The organism is Aeromonas bivalvium, from assembly GCF_000819765.1.
Lineage (GTDB): Bacteria > Pseudomonadota > Gammaproteobacteria > Enterobacterales > Aeromonadaceae > Aeromonas > Aeromonas bivalvium.
This window is the reverse complement of record NZ_CDBT01000055.1, coordinates 119,517-139,298: the sequence shown is the minus strand read 5'-3', so window position 1 is coordinate 139,298 and position 19,782 is coordinate 119,517. Positions and strand designations below refer to the sequence as shown.

Genomic DNA, 19,782 nt, shown 5'->3' with positions numbered 1-19,782 from the left:
CGCTTATCGCGTTGAGGAGGCGCATCTTACGCTCCTCACTTCGAAAGTCAAGCGGTTGTTTTCGCTTTTCTTTCGGCGCCGGCTTCGCAAGGAAGCTGGCTCATCAGTCCGGCGTGTTCCGCCGTGCTGGTAGGGGCGCATTATAGGGAGCCAGATCACGATGACAAGGGATTTTTAGCCAAAACGGTGCGACCGCTCATTTTTTACCCTCAAACCATCAAAACAACCTCATTAGTGCCTGTTACGCCGACTTTTTGTTCGATTCCTGCTGGCGCGCATCTATATAGCTGAGCCAGCGGTCTGCGCGCTCCTGCCAGGCGCTTCCCCCTTCCGCTTTCAGTTCACGGGCCAGCACCATGGCTTTCTGATATTGCTGCTGGTTGAGCAGGGCTTGCACCAGCTGGCCCTTGACCCTGCGCCCCTGCTCACTGCGGTGTTGTCCCATCGCCGCCAATTGCGTCATGGCCGCCTCGGTTTCCCCTCGCAGCAGCAGCAGTTCGGCCGCCCGCAATCCGGCATCGGTCTGGGCAGTCTGCCTGGCCAGGGTCTGCCAGCTGGCGATGGCCTTGGGCCACTCCCTCGCCCCTTCCCACAGTTGAGCCAGCAGACGCTGGTTTTCCACATTCTGCTTCAGTTGTCCGTTCGCCATGGCATTTTCCAACAGGCGGGCTCCGCGATATGGCAAGCCTTGCCAGCCATAGAGGCGAATGAGCTGTGTACGGGTCGACGCTTCGTCCATCAGACCGCGATCGAGGGCACTCTGCAGCAGAGCCAGGGCCTGATCGCCCCGCTTGGCCGAGATGTTCAATGCGACGGCCTGCTGCCACCAGCGACTCTCGTTCGGTTCACGGCGGATCAGCTCGCCCGCCTGATCGGCGGCCTGGGCATAGCGCCGCAGGGAGGTCAGGGCCGAGAGGCGGATCAGCGCCACCGGCTTCTGCCAACCCTGCTTGAGCAGCTGATCGCTCTGGCGAATGGCTTCGTCGTACTGCTTGTCATGGTAGTAGAGGCCCGCCAGACGCAGTCTGAGCTCGTTGCCAGGCTGCTTGGCCAACACGGCGCGATAGCTGTTGATGGCGCCACGCCAGTCCGACTGCTGGGCCTGGATATCTCCCTTCAGGCGCAGCAGCTGAAGCAGTTGCGCCTCTGGCCACGCTTTATAGGAGAGTGCCTGGTCCACATATCGGCTCGCCTGGGCCGTCTGTTGCAAGTTGGCGGCCAGGGAGGCATTGAGCTGCGCCAGCCAGGCGCGTTCCGGCTCGGAACCCGGTTTGAGTTCGCGGGCCCGGCTCTGGGCCTGCTGGAACTGGCCGGACTGATAGAGTTTGAGCACGGGGGCCAGCTGACGAGAGAAGAGCGGGCTCACCTCCATGGCCCAGCTGCTCGCGCTCATCAGGGCCAGCAGGCAGATCCAGATCCGCAACATAATCATGACTCCAACTTGAACTTGAGGGTGATCACCTGGGGCAGCTTGTCGCTCGCCCCCGGCCTGGGTTGGTAGCGCCACTTGCTCACCGCCTGAATGGCGGCGCGCTCGAACTGGCGTCTTGGCTTGGCGTCGACCACGGTCACATCCCGCACCCGTCCTTCGGCATCCACGCTGAAGCTCAGGGTGACGAATCCTTCGATGCCCGCCTGCTGCGCCCGATAGGGGTAACTGGGCTCTATCCGTTGCAGCGGGGTCAGGATGTCGCTGCTGCCGACCCCACCTAGCTGACCATGGGGGTTGCCCGCGGCGACGGGGGCCGGGGCTGGCGCGGCCATCACCCCGGGCGCCGCCACCTGCACCGGACTCAGATCGGCGACCAGGTCCAGGCTGGGCTGCACCGAGGGCAGCACAGGGGTCGGCGGCGTCGGCATGGGGCTCAGGGAGAGGGCAGCCGGAGGCTCGGGCAGAGGCTCAGGCTTGGGCGGGATGGGGCGCTCGCGCTGCGCCACCTCGCTCTGTTCGGCCTGCATCCGGATGACGATGGGGTCCTGCTCGCTGCTCCTGGCCCGCTCCTTGGGCGGTTCGACCAGCGCGGCCATGAACAGCAGTATGCCCAGGCTCAACAGCAGGCCCAGGGCCAGGCTCATCAGCTTCCACTTCATGGCGCGGATACCGCCACCGCTATGTTGGCGATGCCGGCGGCCTTGGCCTCGTCCATCACCCGCACCACCTTGCCATGGGGAACCCGCTCGTCGGCCTGGATCACCAGACTGGATTCGGGTTGTTCCGCCAGCATGCGTGCCAGACTGGCCTGCACCCGCTCGATGTCGATCTGTTTGCGATCGAGGAAGATCTGCCCCTGCTCGCCGATGGCCAGCATGATGCTGGAGGACTTCTGCGCCTTGGCCTGGCTCGCCTGGGGTCTGTTGACCTCGAGCCCGGCCTCGCGCACGAAGGAGGTGGTCACAATAAAGAAGATCAACATGATGAAGACGATGTCGAGCATGGGGGTCATGTCGATCTGCACTTCATCACGCACGCGCTTGGGTTGGCGTCTCATGGTAATACCTTCTCTTCGCGCAGCCCGTCCCGGGTACCAGCCAGGGCGCGTTTGGCCTGGCTGTCGAGACGACTGAGTAACAATACGCCGAGCAGGGCGACCACCATGCCCGCCATGGTGGGAATGGTGGCGCGGGAGATCCCCCCCGCCATGCTCTCGGGATTAAAGCGATTGGCCGCAGCCAGGGTGTCGAACACCCCTATCATGCCGGTCACCGTGCCCAGCAGCCCCAGCATGGGGCAGAGCACCACCAGGGTGCGGATCAGGATCAGGTGGCGACCCAGTTCCAGCTCGGCCTGGGCCAGCCAGCGACCGCGAATGGCGCGGGCATGCCAGCTGCCGTGCTCTTCCCTGGCCTGCCAGTCCGCCTGCAGCCGGCGGCGCAGGGCGCCATAACCCAGGTTGAGATAGAGCAAACGTTCAATGATCAGGATCCACATCAGCGCCAGCATGGCCAGGATGACCCAGAGCACGGGGCCGCCTCGCCCCATGAAGCTCTGCACCTGGTGCCAGACATCCAGCATCATGCCGCCCGCTCCGTGCGCACCTTGCCTTCCGCACGCTCCGCCAGAATGCCGGCCACCTGCTGCTCCAGCACGTTGGAGAGCTCGACGAAGCGCGACTGCAACAGGCTATGGGAGAGGATGAGCGGGATCGCCGCCACCAGTCCCATCACGGTGGTGATCAGCGCCATAGAGATGCCGCCGGCCATGATCTTGGGATCGCCCGTACCGAACAGGGTGATGGACTGGAAGGTGCCTATCATGCCGGTCACTGTGCCGAGCAGCCCCAGCATGGGCGCCAGGGCGGCGATCACCTTGACCATGCCAAGGCCTCGCTCGAGCCGTGGCGTCTCTTGCAGGATGGCCTCGTCCAGCCTCAGCTCCAGGGTCTCCATGGGGATCTCTGGGTGCTTGTCCGCCACCAGCAGCACTCGCCCGAGGGCGTTGTCGGCATGATAGTCACCGCTGGCAAGCTGGCGACGCACCCTGCCCAGCTCGCGAGAGAGGCTCCAGAGTCGCACCGCAGCGATGCCAAGGCCAATCACGGCCAGCAGCACTATGATGGCGCCCACCTTGCCACCCTGCTGGATCTGCTGCCAGAGACTGGGGGCCTGGGTCTGCATGGCGAGCAGGACCCCATGGGAGGGATCGATCACGGCGGCCTCTCCCTCTGCGCCGCCATAAGAGAGGGCGGCACCGTTCAGGCTGGCCGGCAGGCCGAGCACAGGGGCTAGGCCATCGGCCCCGGCTTGCAGCAAACCATCCTGCCCCACCAGCATGAAACTGCCGATGCGGGTCACCTGCTGGGTGGCACTCGCCCCCTGGCCATCGAGCACCTCCGCCTCGAAACGGATTACCTGGGCAGATCCCGCTATCTCCTGCATCAGCAGGGCGGGCAATTGAGCCAGGGCGGCGCGATCCGGCACATCCTGCTCTCTGCTCATCTGCTGCAGCGGCAGCAGGCGATCGGCAAACTGCCCCTGCATGGCCGAGCTACCGAGCAGCTTGACCGCATCGCCGGCCCCCTGACGCGCGACGGCAAACACCTGATCCATGTCGCTGGCCGCCTGTTGCCACTGGGCTTTCAGTTCACCCAGCCGTTTCTCGTTGTCGGCAAATTCGCTCGCCAGCTGCTTGCTCTGCTGCTGGGCGGCATTGAGCCTGGCGCGGGCACTGGCCAGGCTCTTGCTGACCTCGCCAAGCTCCTGGCTGGCTTCTTGTTCCCTGAGTTGTTCCTGGGCCTGCCAGTTCTCGTTGGCCAGGGCGGGTTGCGCCAGCATCAGGGCGATGATGAGGGGGAGCTGTTTCATGACTGGGTCTCCTGCAGGGCCACGGAGAGCGGCAGTTGCAACAACTGGGGAACCCCCTTGTCTTTTGCCATGGCAAAGGCGTCGGAGAGCGGGCTGAGCCATTGGCTATCCAGCGGCTGCCAGGTTTTTTCCTGTGCCGACCAGCGCCAGGCCAGGCTGTGATCCGCCGTCATGGCCAGCAGGGCCACCCGGCCCACGGCCAGCACCTCTACCCGGCGCGGCGCGCCATCCAGGGTCAGCTCGGCCGAGTAGGCATCGAGCCGATTGCCGTATTCGGCCTCTATCTGATAGGCCTGCAGCAACTGACGAAACTTCTCCGCCTCGCTCACGTCCGCTCGGGAAAGGGTCGCTTTCAACCCTTCGACCCGGGCCAGCCGCTCCTCTTTGCGCAGTGGCACGTCTTGCTGCACCAGTTCGGCCAGTTCGCTCTGCATCTGCAACATCAGGGGGATCAGGCCCTGACGGGTCTCCTCCACCGCCCCGAGCTGACTCTCGAGGCGAGCCAGTTCGCCGCGCTGATCCTCGACCAGGGAGTGCATGTAGCTGTTGTAGGCCTCGAGGTCACGCAGCTGCAGCTCGGCATTTTGCAGCTCCTGCCGAGCAGCCATGGCGGCATCTGCCGCCTTCTCAACCCGCTGCTGAGACGCCTGACCGGCGGCAATGCTCGCCTTGAGGCTGGGCTTGACCAGATCGTCGGCACAAACCGAGAGGGAGATCGATAATGGCAACAGGGCCAGACACCATAACTTGCTCATAGTATGAATCTTAACAATGATAACTATTCTCATTATTTCAAATGATGGCGCTAGTATCAATCGACATCCCCCCTTGGCCTGAGAGGAAAAAAGCAGGATAATTTTTAGACAAACACGGGATTTACTGGCGTTGATATAAGCAACACCAAATTTATAACTAAAAAATATCTTTTCGATCAGCGAGATAGCGGTCGAAACGGGAGAATAGAATGTTTAACGACGCCATATGGGAACACATAGACAGGTTTGCCAGGGCCAAGAAAACCAGCGACATTCAGCAGCTTCTGGAGCGTTTCAGCCACCAGATGGGGTTCGATTACTTTCGTTTGCTGATTATTTTTCCCATCAGCATGCAGAAATCCCACGTTGCCCTGTTCAACAACTGCCCCACCAGCTGGTTCAACGCCTATTCGGAGAAGCAGTTCCTTACTCAGGATCCCGTGGTGCATCTGGGCCTGAAACAGACCCAGCCCATCTTCTGGAACCAGCTCGACTGCACCTCCCCCTGGCTGCCCAGCGCCAGCCAGGAGGTAATGAACCTGGCCGCCGATTTCGGCGTGCGCAATGGCGTCTCCTTCCCGCTGCACACCCCGCAGGGGGAACACGGCATCCTCTCCTTCATCACCAAGGAGCGTTCCGACTCCGAACTGATGTTTGAAAACGTTCCCCTGCTGTCGTTCTGCGCCAGCTACATCTTCAATTCGGCCCTGACCCTGATCAAGGCCAGACCCGACCTGATGAAGTACCTGACCGAGCTGTCGGACAGGGAAAAGGAGTGTCTGTTCTGGGCCAGCGAGGGCAAGACCTCCTGGGAGATAGCCACCATTCTCGGCATCAGCGAGCGCACAGTGAACTTCCACCTCAACCAGGTGACCAACAAGACGGATTCCAAGAATCGCAGCCAGGCCATCGCCAAGGGGATCTCCAGCGGCATCATAGTGCCCTCCCTGACCGACGTGACCATCACCAACCTGCGGCTGTCATAGCCCGATTAGCCAAAACAAAAAGAGCCGCAACAGCGGCTCTTTTTCATGTCTGACGACGGCTTATTCCACGGTCACGGATTTCGCCAGGTTGCGCGGCTGATCCACGTCGGTGCCCTTGATGAGGGCGACATGGTAGGAGAGCAGCTGCAACGGCACCGTATAGACGATGGGGGCTATCATCTCTTCCACGTGATTCAGGCTCATCACCCGCATGGTCTCGTCGCTCTTGAAGCCGGCGTCCGCATCGGCGAACACGTACAGGATGCCGCCGCGGGCACGCACCTCTTCCACGTTGGACTTGAGCTTCTCCAGCAGATCGTTGTTCGGCGCCACCACTATGATGGGCATCTCGGCATCGATCAGCGCCAGCGGGCCGTGCTTGAGCTCACCGGCGGCATAGGCTTCGGCGTGGATATAGGAGATCTCTTTCAGCTTGAGCGCCCCTTCCATGGCGATGGGGTACTGGCTGCCACGACCGAGGAACAGGCTGTGGTGCTTGTCGGCAAACTCTTCGGCCAGGGTCTCGATCTGCTTGGCCAGGGCCAGGCTCTCCTTGATGCGCACAGGCAGGGCCTGCAGCGCCTTGACCAGTTCGGCCTCGGCCTCGGCGCTCAGGTTGCCACGGCAGTGACCGACGGAGGCCACCAGCATCAGCAGGCCGGCCAGCTGGGTGGTGAAGGCCTTGGTAGAGGCCACCCCGATTTCTGCCCCCGCACGGGTCATGAAGGCCAGGTCGGATTCGCGCACCAGGGAGGAGCCCGGTACGTTGCAGATGGCCAGGGAACTCATGTAGCCGGACGCCTTGGCCAGACGCAGGGCGGCCAGGGTATCGGCGGTCTCGCCACTCTGGGACAGGGTCACCAGCAGGCTGTTGGGGCGCACCACGGACTTGCGATAGCGGAACTCGGAGGCGATCTCCACGTCGCAGGAGACGCCGGCGATTTCCTCGAACCAGTAGCGGGCCACCATGCCGGAGTTGTAGGAGGTGCCGCAGGCGACGATCTGGACGTGCTCCACCTTGTCGAAGATGGCACGGGCGCCGTTGCCGAACGACTCGACCACCACGTGATCGCTGCCCAGACGCCCTTCCAGGGTGTTGGTGATGGCCTTGGGCTGCTCGTAGATCTCTTTGAGCATGTAGTGACGGTATTCACCCTTGTCACCGGCATCGTGGGAGAGCTCGGACTCCAGCTCTTCGCGCACCACTGCGTTGCCGTCGGTGTCGAAGATGTGCACGTCGCGACGGGTCACTTCGGCCACGTCACCCTCTTCCAGGAAGATGAAGCGGCGGGTGACCGGCAGCAGGGCCATCTGGTCGGAGGCAATGAAGTTCTCGCCGATGCCGCGGCCGATCACCAGGGGGGAGCCTGAGCGGGCCACCACCACGCGGCTGTCGTCACGGCTGTCCATCACTACGGTACCGTAGGCACCACGCAGCTGCTTCACCGCCACCTGCATGGCCGCCAGCAGGCTGGGGGCGGATTTCAGCTCGTGGTGCACCAGGTGGGCGATCACCTCGGTGTCGGTGTCCGAGCTGAACTCGTAGCCCATGCCCTGCAGCTGGCTGCGCAGCTCTTCGTGGTTCTCTATGATGCCGTTGTGCACCACCACGATATGCTCGGAGACATGGGGGTGGGCATTGCGTTCGGACGGCTCGCCGTGGGTCGCCCAGCGGGTGTGGGCTATGCCGGTACCGCCATGGACGGACTGCTCCTCCAGTGCCTTGGCCAGCTCGGCTACCTTGCCGAGGCGACGCACCCGCTGCAGGGGCTGGCTGGCGCTGAACACGGCCACACCGGCGGAGTCATAGCCACGGTATTCCAGACGGCGCAGGCCTTCTACCAGGATTTCAGCCACATCACGTTGGGCCACAGCCCCGACGATGCCACACATAGACTTCTCCTTGAAATGTAAGACGTTAATTCGATTGGATAATGGATGTTTGGGTCACACGGCAACGGGGGCGCAAATCAGCTGGATCCCCCTGGCCTGGATCTGTGCTCTGGCCTCGCTATCCAGCCCCTCGTCGGTCACCAGGGTATGGATGCTGGACCAGGGCAGCTCGAGATTGGGGATCTTGCGGCCTATCTTCTCCGACTCCACCATGACGATGACCTCGCGAGACACCTCGGCCATTACCCGAGAGAGGCCCACCAGCTCGTTGAAGGTGGTGGTGCCGCGCTCCGGGTCTATGCCGTCGGCGCCGATGAACAGCTGGTCGAAGTCATAGGAACGCAACACCTGCTCCGCCACCTGTCCCTGGAAGGATTCGGAGTGGGGATCCCAGGTGCCGCCGGTCATCAGCAAGGTTGGCTCGTTCTCCAGCTCGCGCAGGGCACCGGCCACGTTGAGGGAGTTGGTCATCACGATGAGACCGCGCTTGCTGCCCAGCATGGGGATCATGGCGCTGGTGGTGCTGCCACTGTCGATGATGACGCGGTTGTGATCGCGGATGCGCTCGGCGGCGGCACGGGCGATGGCCAGCTTTCGTTTCGAAACTTGATCCGGGTTGCTGTCCACCACCATCTCGCTCGGCAGGGGCACGGCACCACCGTAACGGCGCAGCAGCAGGCCGCCGGTCTCCAGCACAGCCAGATCCTTGCGGATGGTCACTTCCGAGGTGGAGAAGTGCTTGGCCAGGGCATCGACGCTGACTTCGCCCTGTTCCTGCACCAGGGTCACTATGGTGTGACGGCGCTGTTGAGTGTTGCGTTTGGTCATCTTAAAGTTTCGATTCGAAAGAATGGCGAAATATTAATACCTTTTTGGGAAAAATCAAACGGCAAATAGGATCCGATTTGGTTCGATGCCAGAATGAGGAGCCGATTTGCGACGAGGACGCCATGCAAAAACGACTCATCTGGCTGGTGGAGGATGAAGCCAGCATTGCCGATACCCTGATCTATGCCCTGCAGACCGACGGCTTCGAGGTGGAATGGTTTCCCCTCGGTCAGCCGTTGCTGGCGCGACTGGAACAGACGCGACCGGATTTTCTGATCCTGGATGTGGGGCTGCCGGACATCGGCGGTTTCGAACTGTGCAAGCAGGTGCGGGCCCTGACCGACACTCCCCTGATGTTTCTCACCGCCCGCAGCGAGGAGATAGACAGGCTGATCGGGCTGGAGATAGGGGCCGACGACTATGTGGCCAAACCCTTCTCGCCCCGGGAGGTGTGCGCCCGGGTGCGGGTGATACTGCGCCGCAGCCAGTCTGCCGCCCCTCAGCCGAGCCAGGTTCTCACCCTGGACGAGGAGCGGGCCCGCATCTGCTTCCACGGTCAGCCCATGACCCTCACCCGCTACGAGTACCTGCTGCTCAAGACGCTCATGCTGGCGCCGGGCCGGGTCTACTCCCGCCAGCAACTGATGGAGCTGGTGTGGCAGGATGCGGAAGAGAGCCTGGATCGCACCGTCGACACTCACATCAAGACCCTGCGGGCCAAGCTGCGGGAGCGTGACCCTGACGCCAACCTGATCCTGACCCACCGCGGGCTGGGCTACAGCCTGGAGCTGGCATGAACAGAGGGTTGCCGGGCACCGGCCGGGAGATGAGATGAGGATCGGATTGCAACTGCTGTGCGGCCTGGTGCTGATCTTTGCGCTGGCCGCCTGGTTCGTGCTGGAGATCTTCGTCGAGGAGATCAAACCCGGGGTACGCAGCGCCACCGAAGATACCCTGGTGGACATGGCCCAGATGCTGGCCCCCTTGGCTCTGGACGATCTGCAGGAAGGGAGGATGGCGGATGGCCGGCTGGCCAGCGCCTTCGCCCGCCTCAACCAGAGCCCCATCAACGCCCTCATCGACGGTCATCTCAAACAGCAGGCGGAGTACCGCATCTATGTGGTCGACGTCAAAGGCAGGGTGGTCTACGACTCGGACGGGGTGGATCTTGGCAAGGACTACTCCCGCTGGAACGACGTCTACCTCACCCTGCGCGGCGAATATGGCGCCCGCAGCACCCGCAGCGACCCGGACGATCCCGCCAGCTCAGTGATGCACGTGGCCGCCCCACTGCGGGAAGGGAAGGAGATCCTGGGCTCCCTCACCGTCGCCAAACCCAACCGCACCCTGCTGCCCATGATAGAGCGCAGCGAACATCAGTTGCTGAAAGGGGCGGCCCTGCTGCTGTTCATCTCGCTGCTCATCGGCGCCCTGCTGGTGTGGTGGCTCAACCGCGCCATCGGCAAGCTGGTGCACTATGCGGATGCAATCAGCCAGGGTCAGCCCGCCAGCCTGCCGAGGCTCCACAGCCCGGAGCTGGATCGGCTCGGCCGCTCTCTGGAAACCATGCGCCGCCAACTGGACGGCAAGGCCTATATCGAAGCCTACGTCCACAGCCTGACCCACGAGCTCAAGAGCCCGCTGGCCGCCATTCGCGGGGCGGGGGAGCTCCTGGCCGAGGTGCCGCCGCCGGAGGTGGCCGCACGCTTTATCGGCAACATCAATCTGGAGACGGCCCGCATGCAGCAGCTGATCGAGCGGATGCTGCAACTGGCGCGCCTCGAATCGGGGCAGGGGCTGGACAGGCAATCCGTCGAGCCGGCCCGGCTGGGCAGGCGGGTGCTCGATGCCCGCCAGATAGTCGCTGCCCGTCGTCAGGTGACCCTGGTGGCTGAGCTGGCCGACGCCTCAAAACATAAGTGGGATCCCCTGCTGGTGGAGCAGGCGCTTGGCAACCTGCTGGACAACGCCCTCGACTTCTCACCCATCGGCAGTACCCTGGCTCTGAGCGGCGCCATGGAAGACGGGGGGTACTGCTTCCGGGTGCGGGATCGGGGACCGGGCATTCCCGGCTTTGCGTTGCCCAGGATTTTCGAGCGCTTCTACTCCCTGCCCAGACCCGACAAGGGCAAGAGCAGCGGCCTCGGGCTCAGTTTTGCCATGGAGGTGGCGCGCCAGCACGGCGGCCGGCTGACCCTGGCCAACCAGCCTGACGGCGGCGTGCTGGCCGAACTCTGGCTGCCTGCCGGCTAGGGAACTTCACACTGAACACACAGAGCCGGGTTAAGCTGCGCCTCCTCGGATAGGGTCCCACCCGGACCCGATCACCCGCATTCTGATGAATCAAGGAGATGTTCATGCCCCGCATTCTGTTGTCCGGCCTGCTTGCCACCGGCCTCTTCTGTGCCCTGCCTGCCAGCGCTGCCTCCGGCTGCATGCTGTTTGCCGATGGCAGCGGCAAACCCGTCAGCGCCCAGGGTGACTGCGCCAGCCAGCTGACGCCCGCCTCCACCTTCAAGATCCCGCTGGCCCTGATGGGCTATGACAGCGGCTTTCTGGTGGATGAACAACTGCCGGCCCTGCCATTCAAGGCCGGTGACCCTGACTTCCTGCCGCAGTGGAAACAGACCACCACCCCGAGCAGCTGGATGAAATTCTCGGTGATCTGGTACTCCCAACGCCTGACCGAGTGGCTGGGAGAGGCGCGCCTCCAGCACTATGTGGACCGCTTCGACTACGGCAACCGGGATCTATCGGGCAACCCGGGCAAGCACGACGGTCTGACCCAGGCCTGGCTCAGCTCCAGCCTCGCCATCAGCCCCCAGGAGCAGGCCCGCTTCCTCGGCAAGCTGGTGGGCGGCAAGCTGCCGGTCTCCTCCCAGACCCTGCGCCACACCGCCAGCCTGATGCGTCAGCCCGACATCGATGGCTGGCAGATCCACGGCAAGACCGGCATGGGCCACCCCAAGCTGCTGGATGGCAGCCTCAACCGGGATCAGCAGATCGGCTGGTTCGTCGGCTGGGCCAGCAAGCAGGACAAGACGCTCATCTTCGTGCACACCGTCATCCAGAAACCGGGCAAGCAGTTTGCCTCCCTCAAGGCCAGAGACCAGGTGTTCGCCGCCCTGCCGGCCGAGCTCAACAAGCTGTAATACCAGCAAGAACCGGTGCCCAGCGCCGGTTTTTTTATCTCCCTTCACCCTGACTTCACAGGGCCTCATCTTCCCTTCACCCGCCCCCGGCACACTCCCCCTCAACCACAAGGAGAGGCGTCATGTTCAAACAGATATTCAGCCACAAGATAGTTCTGCTGCTGTTGCTCAGCCTGCTGCTGATGATCCCGGTTCACGCCATCATGGAGCTGAACCGGGAGCGCCAGGCCTATCGCAGCCAGGCCATTAACAGCATCATGGCAAGCAGCAGCGGTCCGCAGCGGCTACTGGGGCCCGTGCTGGTGCAACCCTATACCCGGGCCGTCACCGTCGAGCAGGATGGCAAGCGCTTCGAGCGCAAGCTGCAGCTCTATCGCTACCTGCTGCCGGAACAGCTGGATGTGCAGGCCAGCATGGAGGTGACCCCTCGCAAGCTCGGCATCTATCAGGCCCAGGTCTATCACACCCGGCTCTCCCTCTCCGGCCGGTTGCCGGCCGACCTCGACGGCAAGACGCTGGTAAGCGGCGAACCTGATCTGACCGTCGATGGGGCCGATCCCGCCCTGGTCCCGGGCAGACCCTATCTCAGCCTGGTGCTGTCCGATGCCCGCGGCATCAGCAGCGTGCCCGAACTGCAGCTGGGGGAGCAACGCATTCCGTTCGCCCCCGGCGCCCTGCTGGGTGACGATCTGGCCGGCATCCATGCTCCGCTCGCCGCCCTGCCAAATGAAGATGGCCGCTTTCACATCGAGCTGGATCTGCAGGGGATGGATCAGCTGGAAGTGGTACCCCTCGGCCAGGACAGCAAGCTCAACCTCGCCGGCAACTGGCCCCATCCCAACTTCCTCGGCGACTTTCTGCCCGGCAGCCGCACCCTCACCGCCAGCGGTTTCGACGCCAGCTGGCAGAGCAGCTGGTTCGCCACCGACATGGAGAGCCGCTTCAACCGCATGATGCGGGGCGGGGGCGAGTCGCTGCCCAGTTTCAGCGTCAGCCTGGTGCAGCCGGTGGATCACTATCAGCAAAACGAGCGGGCCGCCAAGTACGCCCTGCTGTTCATCGGCCTCACCTTCCTCAGCTTCTTCATGTTCGAGCTGCTCAAGGGGCTGCGGGTACACCCTATCCAGTACGCCCTGGTGGGCATGGGGCTGGCCATCTTCTATCTGGTGCTGCTGGCGCTGACCGAGCATCTCGGCTTTGCCTGGGCCTATCTGGTCGCCAGCCTCGCCAGCGTGCTGCTCAACGGCTTCTACCTGAGCCATGTGCTGGGGGGGCCGCGTCAGGGACTCGGCTTCGCGGCCCTGCTCGGGCTGGTCTACGCCATCCTGTTCGGGCTGCTGCAAGCCGAGGAGACAGCCCTGCTGCTCGGTGCCCTGCTGCTGTTCGCCATACTGGCGCTTGTCATGGGGCTGACCCGCAAGCTGGACTGGTATGGGGTGATGGGCAACCAGCCCCCTTCCCCAGCCCCGGACCAAGAGAGCTGAAAACAAAACCGGCGCCCTGAGGGCGCCGGTTTGCATTTCATTGATCGGGCATCACTTCTTCTTGACCGGGCGGGCCCAGTGCTTGATGTGGCGCTGGGGCACCCGGGTGATCACCAGCTCGTGTTCGGCCACATCCTTGGTGATGGTGGAACCCGCCCCCAGGGTCGCCCCCTTGCCGATGCGCACCGGCGCCACCAGCTGGGTATCGGAGCCGACGAAGACGTCATCCTCTATGATGGTCTGGAACTTGTTCACCCCATCGTAATTACAAGTAATGGTACCGGCGCCGATATTCACCTTGGCGCCGATGTCCGCATCCCCCAGGTAGGTCAGATGACCGCACTTGGAGCCCACACCGAGCCGGGATTTCTTCATCTCGACGAAGTTGCCGACATGGGCATCCTGCTCCAGCACGGCGCCGGGGCGCAGACGGGCGAAGGGGCCGACCGAGCATTGATCGGCCACCTGGGCACCCTCGATGACGGAGTAGGGTTTCACCTCGCTGTGATCGCCAATCTCGCAATCCTTCAACACGGCACCGGCGCCTATGCGCACATGGTTGCCGAGCTTGACCCTGCCCTCGATGATGACATTGACGTCGATCACCACCTCCTCCCCGATCTCCAGGGTGCCGCGCAGATCGAAGCGGGCCGGATCGATCAGGGTGGCGCCGGCGATCATCAGCTTCTCGGCCTGCATCTGCTGATAGCTGCGCTCGAGGGCCGCCAGCTGGACCCGGTTGTTGGCCCCTTCCACCTCCATGGAGCTGTCCGGGTGGACGGCGGCGATGGGGCAACCATCCCCATGGGCCATGGCGATCACGTCGGTCAGATAGAACTCCCCCTGGGCGTTCTTGTTGTCCAGGCGAGACAGCCAGCCACGCAAATCGGCGCCCCTGGCCACCAGCACACCGGTATTCACCTCGCGGATGGCGAGCTGCTCGGCGTTGGCATCCTTCTGCTCGACGATGCCGACCACCTGGCCGTTTTCCCGCACGATGCGGCCGTAGCCGGTGGGGTTGTCCAGCACCACGGTCAGCAGCGCCATGCCGTCATCGGCCTTGGCGGCCAGCAGCCGTTGCAGGGTCTCGGGCTGGATCAGCGGGGTGTCGCCGTAGAGCACCAGTACGTCGTCGTCATCCTGCCAGAAAGGGATCGCCTGGGCGACGGCATGGCCGGTACCCAGTTGCTGGGCCTGCAGCACCCAGTTGAGATCCGGCGCGGCGATCCGCTCCTTGAGCAGCTCGGCACCGTGGCCGTACACCAGGTGCAATTGCTCGGCACCTATCTGGCGGGCGGTGTCGATCACATGGGACACCATGGGTTTGTTGGCGACAGGGTGCAGCACCTTGGGCAGTACGGAGCGCATGCGAGTACCTTTACCCGCAGCCAGGATCACGACGTTGAGAGACATAGCCAGCCTTTGAAACATGAGGAAATGCTCGGCGGAGTCTATCGAACGGGCAAAAAAAAAGCGACCCGAAGGTCGCTTTTGATAGTACCGCTATTAACGGTAATTCTTTTTGACGATATCGATAACCCGCAGTTGGGCCATCGCCTTGGCCAGCTCGGTGGCGGCCTGGGCGTAATCGATGTCACCATGGGAGCTGTGGATCCGCTCCTCGGCACGACGCTTGGCTTCCTGGGCTTTCGCCTCATCCAGGTCATCGGCACGAATCGCGGTATCGGCCAGCACAGTCACGGCTTCGGGTTGTACTTCCAGCATGCCGCCGGAGATGTACATCACCTCTTCATCACCGTTCTGCTTCACCAAGCGGACCAGGCCCGGCTTGATGGAAGTCAGCAGCGGCGCATGACCGTGGCGGAGACCCAGCTCACCCTCGGAGCCTGATACCTGAGCAGATTGTACGCGACCGGAAAACAGCTTTCCTTCGGCGCTCACCACGTCCAGGTGAAAGGATATCTCAGCCATGGGCCCTCCTATCGAGGCTTACAGTTTCTTGGCTTTCTCGACGACTTCGTCGATACCGCCAACCATGTAGAACGCCTGCTCGGGCAGATCGTCATACTCGCCTTTCAGGATGCCCTGGAAACCACGGATGGTCTCTTTCAGCGGCACGTATTTGCCCGGAGAACCGGTAAATACTTCGGCCACGAAGAACGGCTGGGACAGGAAACGCTCGATCTTACGGGCACGGGCGACGGTCAGTTTGTCTTCTTCTGACAGTTCATCCATACCCAGGATGGCGATGATGTCCTTCAGCTCCTTGTAGCGCTGCAGTACGGTCTGAACGCCACGAGCAGTCTCGTAGTGCTCCTTGCCAACCACCAGCGGATCCAGCTGACGGGAGGTGGAGTCCAGCGGGTCAACGGCCGGGTAGATACCCAGCGCCGCGATCTGACGGGACAGTACCACGGTCGCATCCAGGTGGGCGAAGGTGGTCGCCGGCGACGGGTCGGTCAAGTCATCCGCAGGCACGTAAACGGCCTGGACTGAAGTGATGGAACCTGTCTTGGTGGAGGTGATGCGCTCTTGCAGAACACCCATCTCCTCGGCCAGGGTCGGCTGGTAACCTACTGCGGAAGGCATACGGCCCAGCAGTGCGGATACCTCGGTACCGGCCAGGGTGTAACGGTAGATGTTGTCCACGAAGAACAAGACGTCACGACCCTCGTCACGGAACTTCTCGGCCATGGTCAGGCCGGTCAGCGCCACGCGCAGACGGTTTCCGGGCGGCTCGTTCATCTGACCGTAAACCAGAGATACCTTGTCCAGTACGTTGGACTCCATCATCTCGTGGTAGAAGTCGTTACCCTCACGGGTACGCTCGCCCACACCGGCGAACACGGAGTAACCGCTGTGCTCGATGGCGATGTTACGGATCAGCTCCATCATGTTGACGGTCTTGCCGACACCGGCGCCGCCGAACAGACCAACCTTACCACCCTTGGCGAACGGGCATACCAGGTCGATAACCTTGATGCCGGTCTCCAGCAGGTCGTTGCTGTTGGACTGATCTTCGTAGCTGGGGGCTTCGCGGTGGATGGACCAACGCTCTTCTTCGCCGATCGGACCCTTCTCGTCGATGGGGTCGCCCAGTACGTTCATGATGCGGCCCAGGGTCGAGGTACCGACCGGTACCTGGATTGCCTTGCCGGTATTAACTACTTCCAACCCACGACGCAGACCGTCGGAGGAACCCATGGTGATGCAGCGTACGACACCGCCACCGATCTGCTGCTGCACTTCCAGCACCAGACCCTGGCCTTGACCTTCGCTGACGACGCTCAGAGCATCGTACACCTTGGGCACGGCATTCTGCGGGAACTCGATGTCCACCACAGCGCCGATGATTTGGACGATGAAACCATTACTCATGTCAAATCCTCTAAACCTTTGATAACCCTTGCCTTACACCGCAGCAGCACCGGAAACGATCTCTGTCAGCTCCTGGGTGATACTGGCCTGACGGGCCTTGTTGTATACCAGTTGCAGATCGTTAATCAGGTTGCCGGCGTTGTCAGTCGCGGCTTGCATGGCAACCATTCGGGCTGCCTGTTCGCTGGCCAAGTTTTCCACCACGCCCTGGTACACCTGGGACTCGACATAGCGAATCAGCAGGGTATCCAGCAGCTTCTTGGGATCCGGCTCATAGAGGTAATCCCAGTGGTGCTTCTTGGCGAGCTTGCTGTCTTCTGTTACGGGCAAAGGCAGCAATTGATCGACTCGGGGTTGCTGGACCATGGTGTTCACGAACTTGTTGTACACCAGATACAGCTTGTCTATCTCACCGTTGTCGTACGCCTTCAGCATGACCTTCACTGAACCGATCAGGTCATTGATGCTCGGGTTGTCACCCAGTCCGGAGACATGGGCTTGCACCTTGGCACCGTGCCGCTGAAAGAAGCCGGAGGCCTTGTTGCCGATCAGAGCCAGGTCAACCTTGGCTCCTTTCGCGCTCCATTGCTTCATATCGTTGAGGGCTGCCTTGAACAGGTTGATGTTCAGGCCGCCACACAGGCCACGGTCGGTGGAGACGACGATGTAACCCACTCGCTTGACCTCACGTTCCATGAGGTAGGGGTGCTTGTATTCCAAGTTCCCCTGGGCGATATGGCCGATCACCTTGCGCATGGTTTCAGCGTACGGACGGCTGGCAGACATGCGTTCCTGCGCACGGCGCATCTTGCTTGCTGCCACCATTTCCATAGCGCCGGTGATCTTCTGAGTGTTCTTCACACTCCCGATCTTGTTACGTATCTCTTTTGCGCCGGCCATCTCTTCTCTCCATCAGGTGGCAGCTTGCGCTGCCACACACGCTTACCAGGTCTGGGTTGCCTTGAAGGTATCGAGCAACGCAGTCAGCTTGCCAACGATGTCATCGTTGTAGTCGGCCTTGGCATTGATCTCAGCCATCAGCTCACCATGCTGGGTATTGGCGTAAGAGAGCAGAGCGGCTTCGAAGTCGACGATCTTGGCGATTTCGACATCGGAGAGGTAACCCTTCTCGGCGGCGAACAGCACCAGCGACTGCTGGGCGACGCTCATCGGAGAGTACTGTTTCTGCTTCATCAGCTCGGTCACTTTCTGACCGTGGTCCAGCTGCTTGCGGGTCGCCTCGTCCAGATCGGAAGAGAACTGGGCAAAGGCCGCCAGCTCGCGATACTGGGCCAGTGCAGTACGGATACCACCGGACAGCTTCTTGACGATCTTGGTCTGGGCCGCGCCACCTACCCGGGATACGGAGATACCCGGGTCAACCGCCGGACGAATACCGGAGTTGAACAGCTGAGTGGTCAGGAAGATCTGACCATCGGTGATGGAGATCACGTTGGTCGGAACGAACGCAGACACGTCACCGGCCTGGGTTTCGATGATCGGCAGCGCGGTCAGAGACCCCGTCTTGCCAGTCACGGCACCCTTGGTGAACTTCTCGACGTACTCGACGTTGACGCGGGAGGCGCGCTCGAGCAGACGGGAGTGCAGATAGAAGACGTCACCCGGGTAGGCTTCGCGTCCTGGCGGACGGCGCAGCAGCAGGGAGATCTGGCGGTAGGCCACGGCTTGCTTGGACAGGTCATCATAGATGATGAGCGCGTCTTCGCCGCGGTCACGGAAGTACTCACCCATGGAGCAACCGGCATAGGGCGCCAGGTACTGCAGGGCAGCGGCTTCGGACGCGGAGGCAACCACGACTATGGTGTTGGCCAGGGCGCCGTGCTCTTCCAGCTTGCGCACCACGTTGGCGATGGTGGAAGCCTTCTGGCCGATCGCGACGTACACACACTTAATACCAGAGTCTTTCTGGTTGATGATGGTGTCGATGGCGATGGCGGTCTTGCCCACCTGACGGTCACCGATGATCAGCTCACGCTGGCCACGACCGATGGGGATCATGGCATCGATGGCTTTCAGGCCGGTCTGGACAGGCTGGTCAACAGACTTACGCTCGATAACGCCCGGTGCGATGACTTCGATCGGCGAGAAGCCGTCGTTGTCGATGGGGCCCTTACCGTCGATAGGCTGACCCAGGGTGTTGACCACCCGGCCCAACAGACCACGACCGACCGGCACTTCCAGAATGCGGCCAGTCCCTTTTACTTTCATCCCTTCGGCCAGATCGGCGTAGGGACCCATGACCACGGCACCAACGGAGTCACGCTCCAGGTTCAATGCCAGAGCGAAGCGGTTGCCCGGCAGCTCGATCATTTCACCCTGCATGGCATCGGCCAGACCGTGGATACGAATGATACCGTCGCTTACGGAGACGATGGTACCTTCGTTGCGCGCTTCGCTCTTGACATCAAACTGCGCGATGCGCTGCTTGATAAGCTCGGCGATTTCAGTGGAATTCAGTTGCATGCTCTAATACCCCAATCAAGATTGCAGCGCGTCGGCCATGCGATCCAGCTTACCGCGGACTGTGCCGTCGATAACCAGATCTCCGGCCTTGATGAGCACTCCGGCCATCAAGGACGCATCCATGCTGCAATTCAGCTTCACTTTGCGTGCGAGACGTTGCTCCAGAGAAGCCTGAATAGCGGCCTTCTGCTGGTCGGTCAGTTCGTGTGCCGAAATCACGTCAGCCTGAACTTCTTTGTCGAGTTCAGCCTTGAGCAATACATATTCGGTCACGACCGCCGGCAGCACACCCAAGCGACCATTCTCAGCCATCACCCGGATCAGGTTCTGGCCATGCGCGTCGAGTTGTTCACCGCAGACACTCACAAACAGGTTTGCGAGGGACTCGGCAGCCACAGAGCCGTGCACCATGGAGTGGATGGTCTCGTTCTCCACGACTTGCGCCGCGAAATCGAGCATCTCCAGCCATTGGTCCACCGCCTTGTGCTCAACGGCAAACTCGAAAGCAGCCTTGGCGTAGGGGCGAGCGATAGTAGTCAGTTCAGACATGGCCCCGTTC

19 protein-coding genes are annotated in these 19,782 nt (G+C 62.1%); 5 read left to right on the top strand and 14 right to left on the bottom strand.

The features are described 5' to 3' along the window. Positions 1 to 241 precede the first annotated feature (241 nt). From BN1119_RS16385 to BN1119_RS16360, 6 genes are read right to left on the bottom strand one after another with little or no spacing between them, the layout of a single operon-like run. Positions 242 to 1,426: a tetratricopeptide repeat protein gene (locus BN1119_RS16385; protein WP_042000455.1), complete on the bottom strand. Its 1,185-nt coding sequence runs from the start codon at positions 1,424 to 1,426 to the stop codon at positions 242 to 244. A gap of 2 nt (positions 1,427 to 1,428) precedes the next feature. Then, positions 1,429 to 2,091, bottom strand: coding sequence for an energy transducer TonB (locus BN1119_RS16380; RefSeq protein WP_042000452.1), 663 nt, complete (start codon positions 2,089 to 2,091; stop codon positions 1,429 to 1,431). Further along, positions 2,088 to 2,489: an ExbD/TolR family protein gene (locus BN1119_RS16375; RefSeq protein WP_042000449.1), complete on the bottom strand. Its 402-nt coding sequence runs from the start codon at positions 2,487 to 2,489 to the stop codon at positions 2,088 to 2,090. The genes BN1119_RS16380 and BN1119_RS16375 overlap by 4 nt, the downstream gene beginning before the upstream one ends. Beyond that, complete coding sequence (locus BN1119_RS16370) at positions 2,486 to 3,016, bottom strand: MotA/TolQ/ExbB proton channel family protein (protein ID WP_042000446.1); 531 nt, start codon at positions 3,014 to 3,016, stop codon at positions 2,486 to 2,488. Before BN1119_RS16370 ends, BN1119_RS16375 begins: the two co-directional genes overlap by 4 nt. Continuing rightward, the gene (locus BN1119_RS16365; protein WP_042000443.1) at positions 3,013 to 4,302 is read right to left on the bottom strand and encodes a MotA/TolQ/ExbB proton channel family protein; all 1,290 of its coding nucleotides are present in this window, start codon (positions 4,300 to 4,302) and stop codon (positions 3,013 to 3,015) included. Before BN1119_RS16365 ends, BN1119_RS16370 begins: the two co-directional genes overlap by 4 nt. Then, on the bottom strand, positions 4,299 to 5,057 hold the full coding sequence (locus BN1119_RS16360) for a DUF3450 domain-containing protein (RefSeq protein ID WP_042000441.1): 759 nt from the start codon (positions 5,055 to 5,057) through the stop codon (positions 4,299 to 4,301). The genes BN1119_RS16365 and BN1119_RS16360 overlap by 4 nt, the downstream gene beginning before the upstream one ends. Positions 5,058 to 5,266: 209 nt before the next feature. Between BN1119_RS16360 and BN1119_RS16355 the strand changes: the two genes are divergently transcribed. Continuing rightward, positions 5,267 to 6,043: a helix-turn-helix transcriptional regulator gene (locus tag BN1119_RS16355; RefSeq protein WP_042000438.1), complete on the top strand. Its 777-nt coding sequence runs from the start codon at positions 5,267 to 5,269 to the stop codon at positions 6,041 to 6,043. Positions 6,044 to 6,103: 60 nt separating this feature from the next. On the opposite strand, the gene glmS is transcribed toward BN1119_RS16355, so the two are convergent. Together glmS and BN1119_RS16345 are read right to left on the bottom strand one after the other, a co-directional pair. Further along, positions 6,104 to 7,936, bottom strand: a complete 1,833-nt coding sequence (gene glmS / locus BN1119_RS16350) for a glutamine--fructose-6-phosphate transaminase (isomerizing) (protein ID WP_042000435.1) — start codon at positions 7,934 to 7,936, stop codon at positions 6,104 to 6,106. Positions 7,937 to 7,990: 54 nt separating this feature from the next. After that, positions 7,991 to 8,764, bottom strand: a complete 774-nt coding sequence (locus BN1119_RS16345; RefSeq protein WP_042000432.1) for a DeoR/GlpR family DNA-binding transcription regulator — start codon at positions 8,762 to 8,764, stop codon at positions 7,991 to 7,993. 122 nt (positions 8,765 to 8,886) lie between these two features. Between BN1119_RS16345 and blrA the strand changes: the two genes are divergently transcribed. The 4 genes from blrA (at position 8,887) to creD (ending at position 13,400) form a co-directional block, all read left to right on the top strand. Beyond that, positions 8,887 to 9,561, top strand: a complete 675-nt coding sequence (gene blrA / locus BN1119_RS16340) for a beta-lactam response regulator transcription factor BlrA (protein WP_042000429.1) — start codon at positions 8,887 to 8,889, stop codon at positions 9,559 to 9,561. Between the two features lie 34 nt (positions 9,562 to 9,595). After that, complete coding sequence (gene blrB / locus BN1119_RS16335) at positions 9,596 to 11,017, top strand: beta-lactam sensor histidine kinase BlrB (protein WP_042000425.1); 1,422 nt, start codon at positions 9,596 to 9,598, stop codon at positions 11,015 to 11,017. Positions 11,018 to 11,121: 104 nt separating this feature from the next. Continuing rightward, a complete protein-coding gene (gene blaOXA / locus BN1119_RS16330) occupies positions 11,122 to 11,916 on the top strand; it encodes a class D beta-lactamase (protein ID WP_042000423.1) in 795 nt (264 codons plus the stop codon). A gap of 122 nt (positions 11,917 to 12,038) precedes the next feature. After that, positions 12,039 to 13,400: a cell envelope integrity protein CreD gene (creD, locus tag BN1119_RS16325; RefSeq protein ID WP_042000419.1), complete on the top strand. Its 1,362-nt coding sequence runs from the start codon at positions 12,039 to 12,041 to the stop codon at positions 13,398 to 13,400. A gap of 51 nt (positions 13,401 to 13,451) precedes the next feature. Here creD and glmU read toward each other — a convergent pair whose 3' ends face one another. From glmU to atpH, 6 genes are all read right to left on the bottom strand, one after another. Then, positions 13,452 to 14,813 carry a bifunctional UDP-N-acetylglucosamine diphosphorylase/glucosamine-1-phosphate N-acetyltransferase GlmU gene (gene glmU, locus BN1119_RS16320; protein ID WP_042000416.1) on the bottom strand — a complete coding sequence of 454 codons (1,362 nt, stop codon included), beginning with the start codon at positions 14,811 to 14,813 and terminating at the stop codon, positions 13,452 to 13,454. A gap of 93 nt (positions 14,814 to 14,906) precedes the next feature. Further along, positions 14,907 to 15,332 (bottom strand): F0F1 ATP synthase subunit epsilon, encoded by a 426-nt coding sequence (locus BN1119_RS16315; protein ID WP_042000414.1) that lies wholly within the window; start codon positions 15,330 to 15,332, stop codon positions 14,907 to 14,909. An 18-nt stretch (positions 15,333 to 15,350) separates the two neighbouring features. After that, a complete protein-coding gene (atpD, locus tag BN1119_RS16310) occupies positions 15,351 to 16,739 on the bottom strand; it encodes a F0F1 ATP synthase subunit beta (RefSeq protein ID WP_042000409.1) in 1,389 nt (462 codons plus the stop codon). A 33-nt stretch (positions 16,740 to 16,772) separates the two neighbouring features. Further along, on the bottom strand, positions 16,773 to 17,639 hold the full coding sequence (atpG, locus tag BN1119_RS16305) for a F0F1 ATP synthase subunit gamma (RefSeq protein WP_042000406.1): 867 nt from the start codon (positions 17,637 to 17,639) through the stop codon (positions 16,773 to 16,775). A 42-nt stretch (positions 17,640 to 17,681) separates the two neighbouring features. Next, a complete protein-coding gene (gene atpA / locus BN1119_RS16300; RefSeq protein ID WP_042000403.1) occupies positions 17,682 to 19,223 on the bottom strand; it encodes a F0F1 ATP synthase subunit alpha in 1,542 nt (513 codons plus the stop codon). 15 nt (positions 19,224 to 19,238) lie between these two features. Then, positions 19,239 to 19,772, bottom strand: coding sequence for a F0F1 ATP synthase subunit delta (atpH, locus tag BN1119_RS16295; protein WP_042000399.1), 534 nt, complete (start codon positions 19,770 to 19,772; stop codon positions 19,239 to 19,241). Between the last annotated feature and the right edge of the window lie 10 nt (positions 19,773 to 19,782).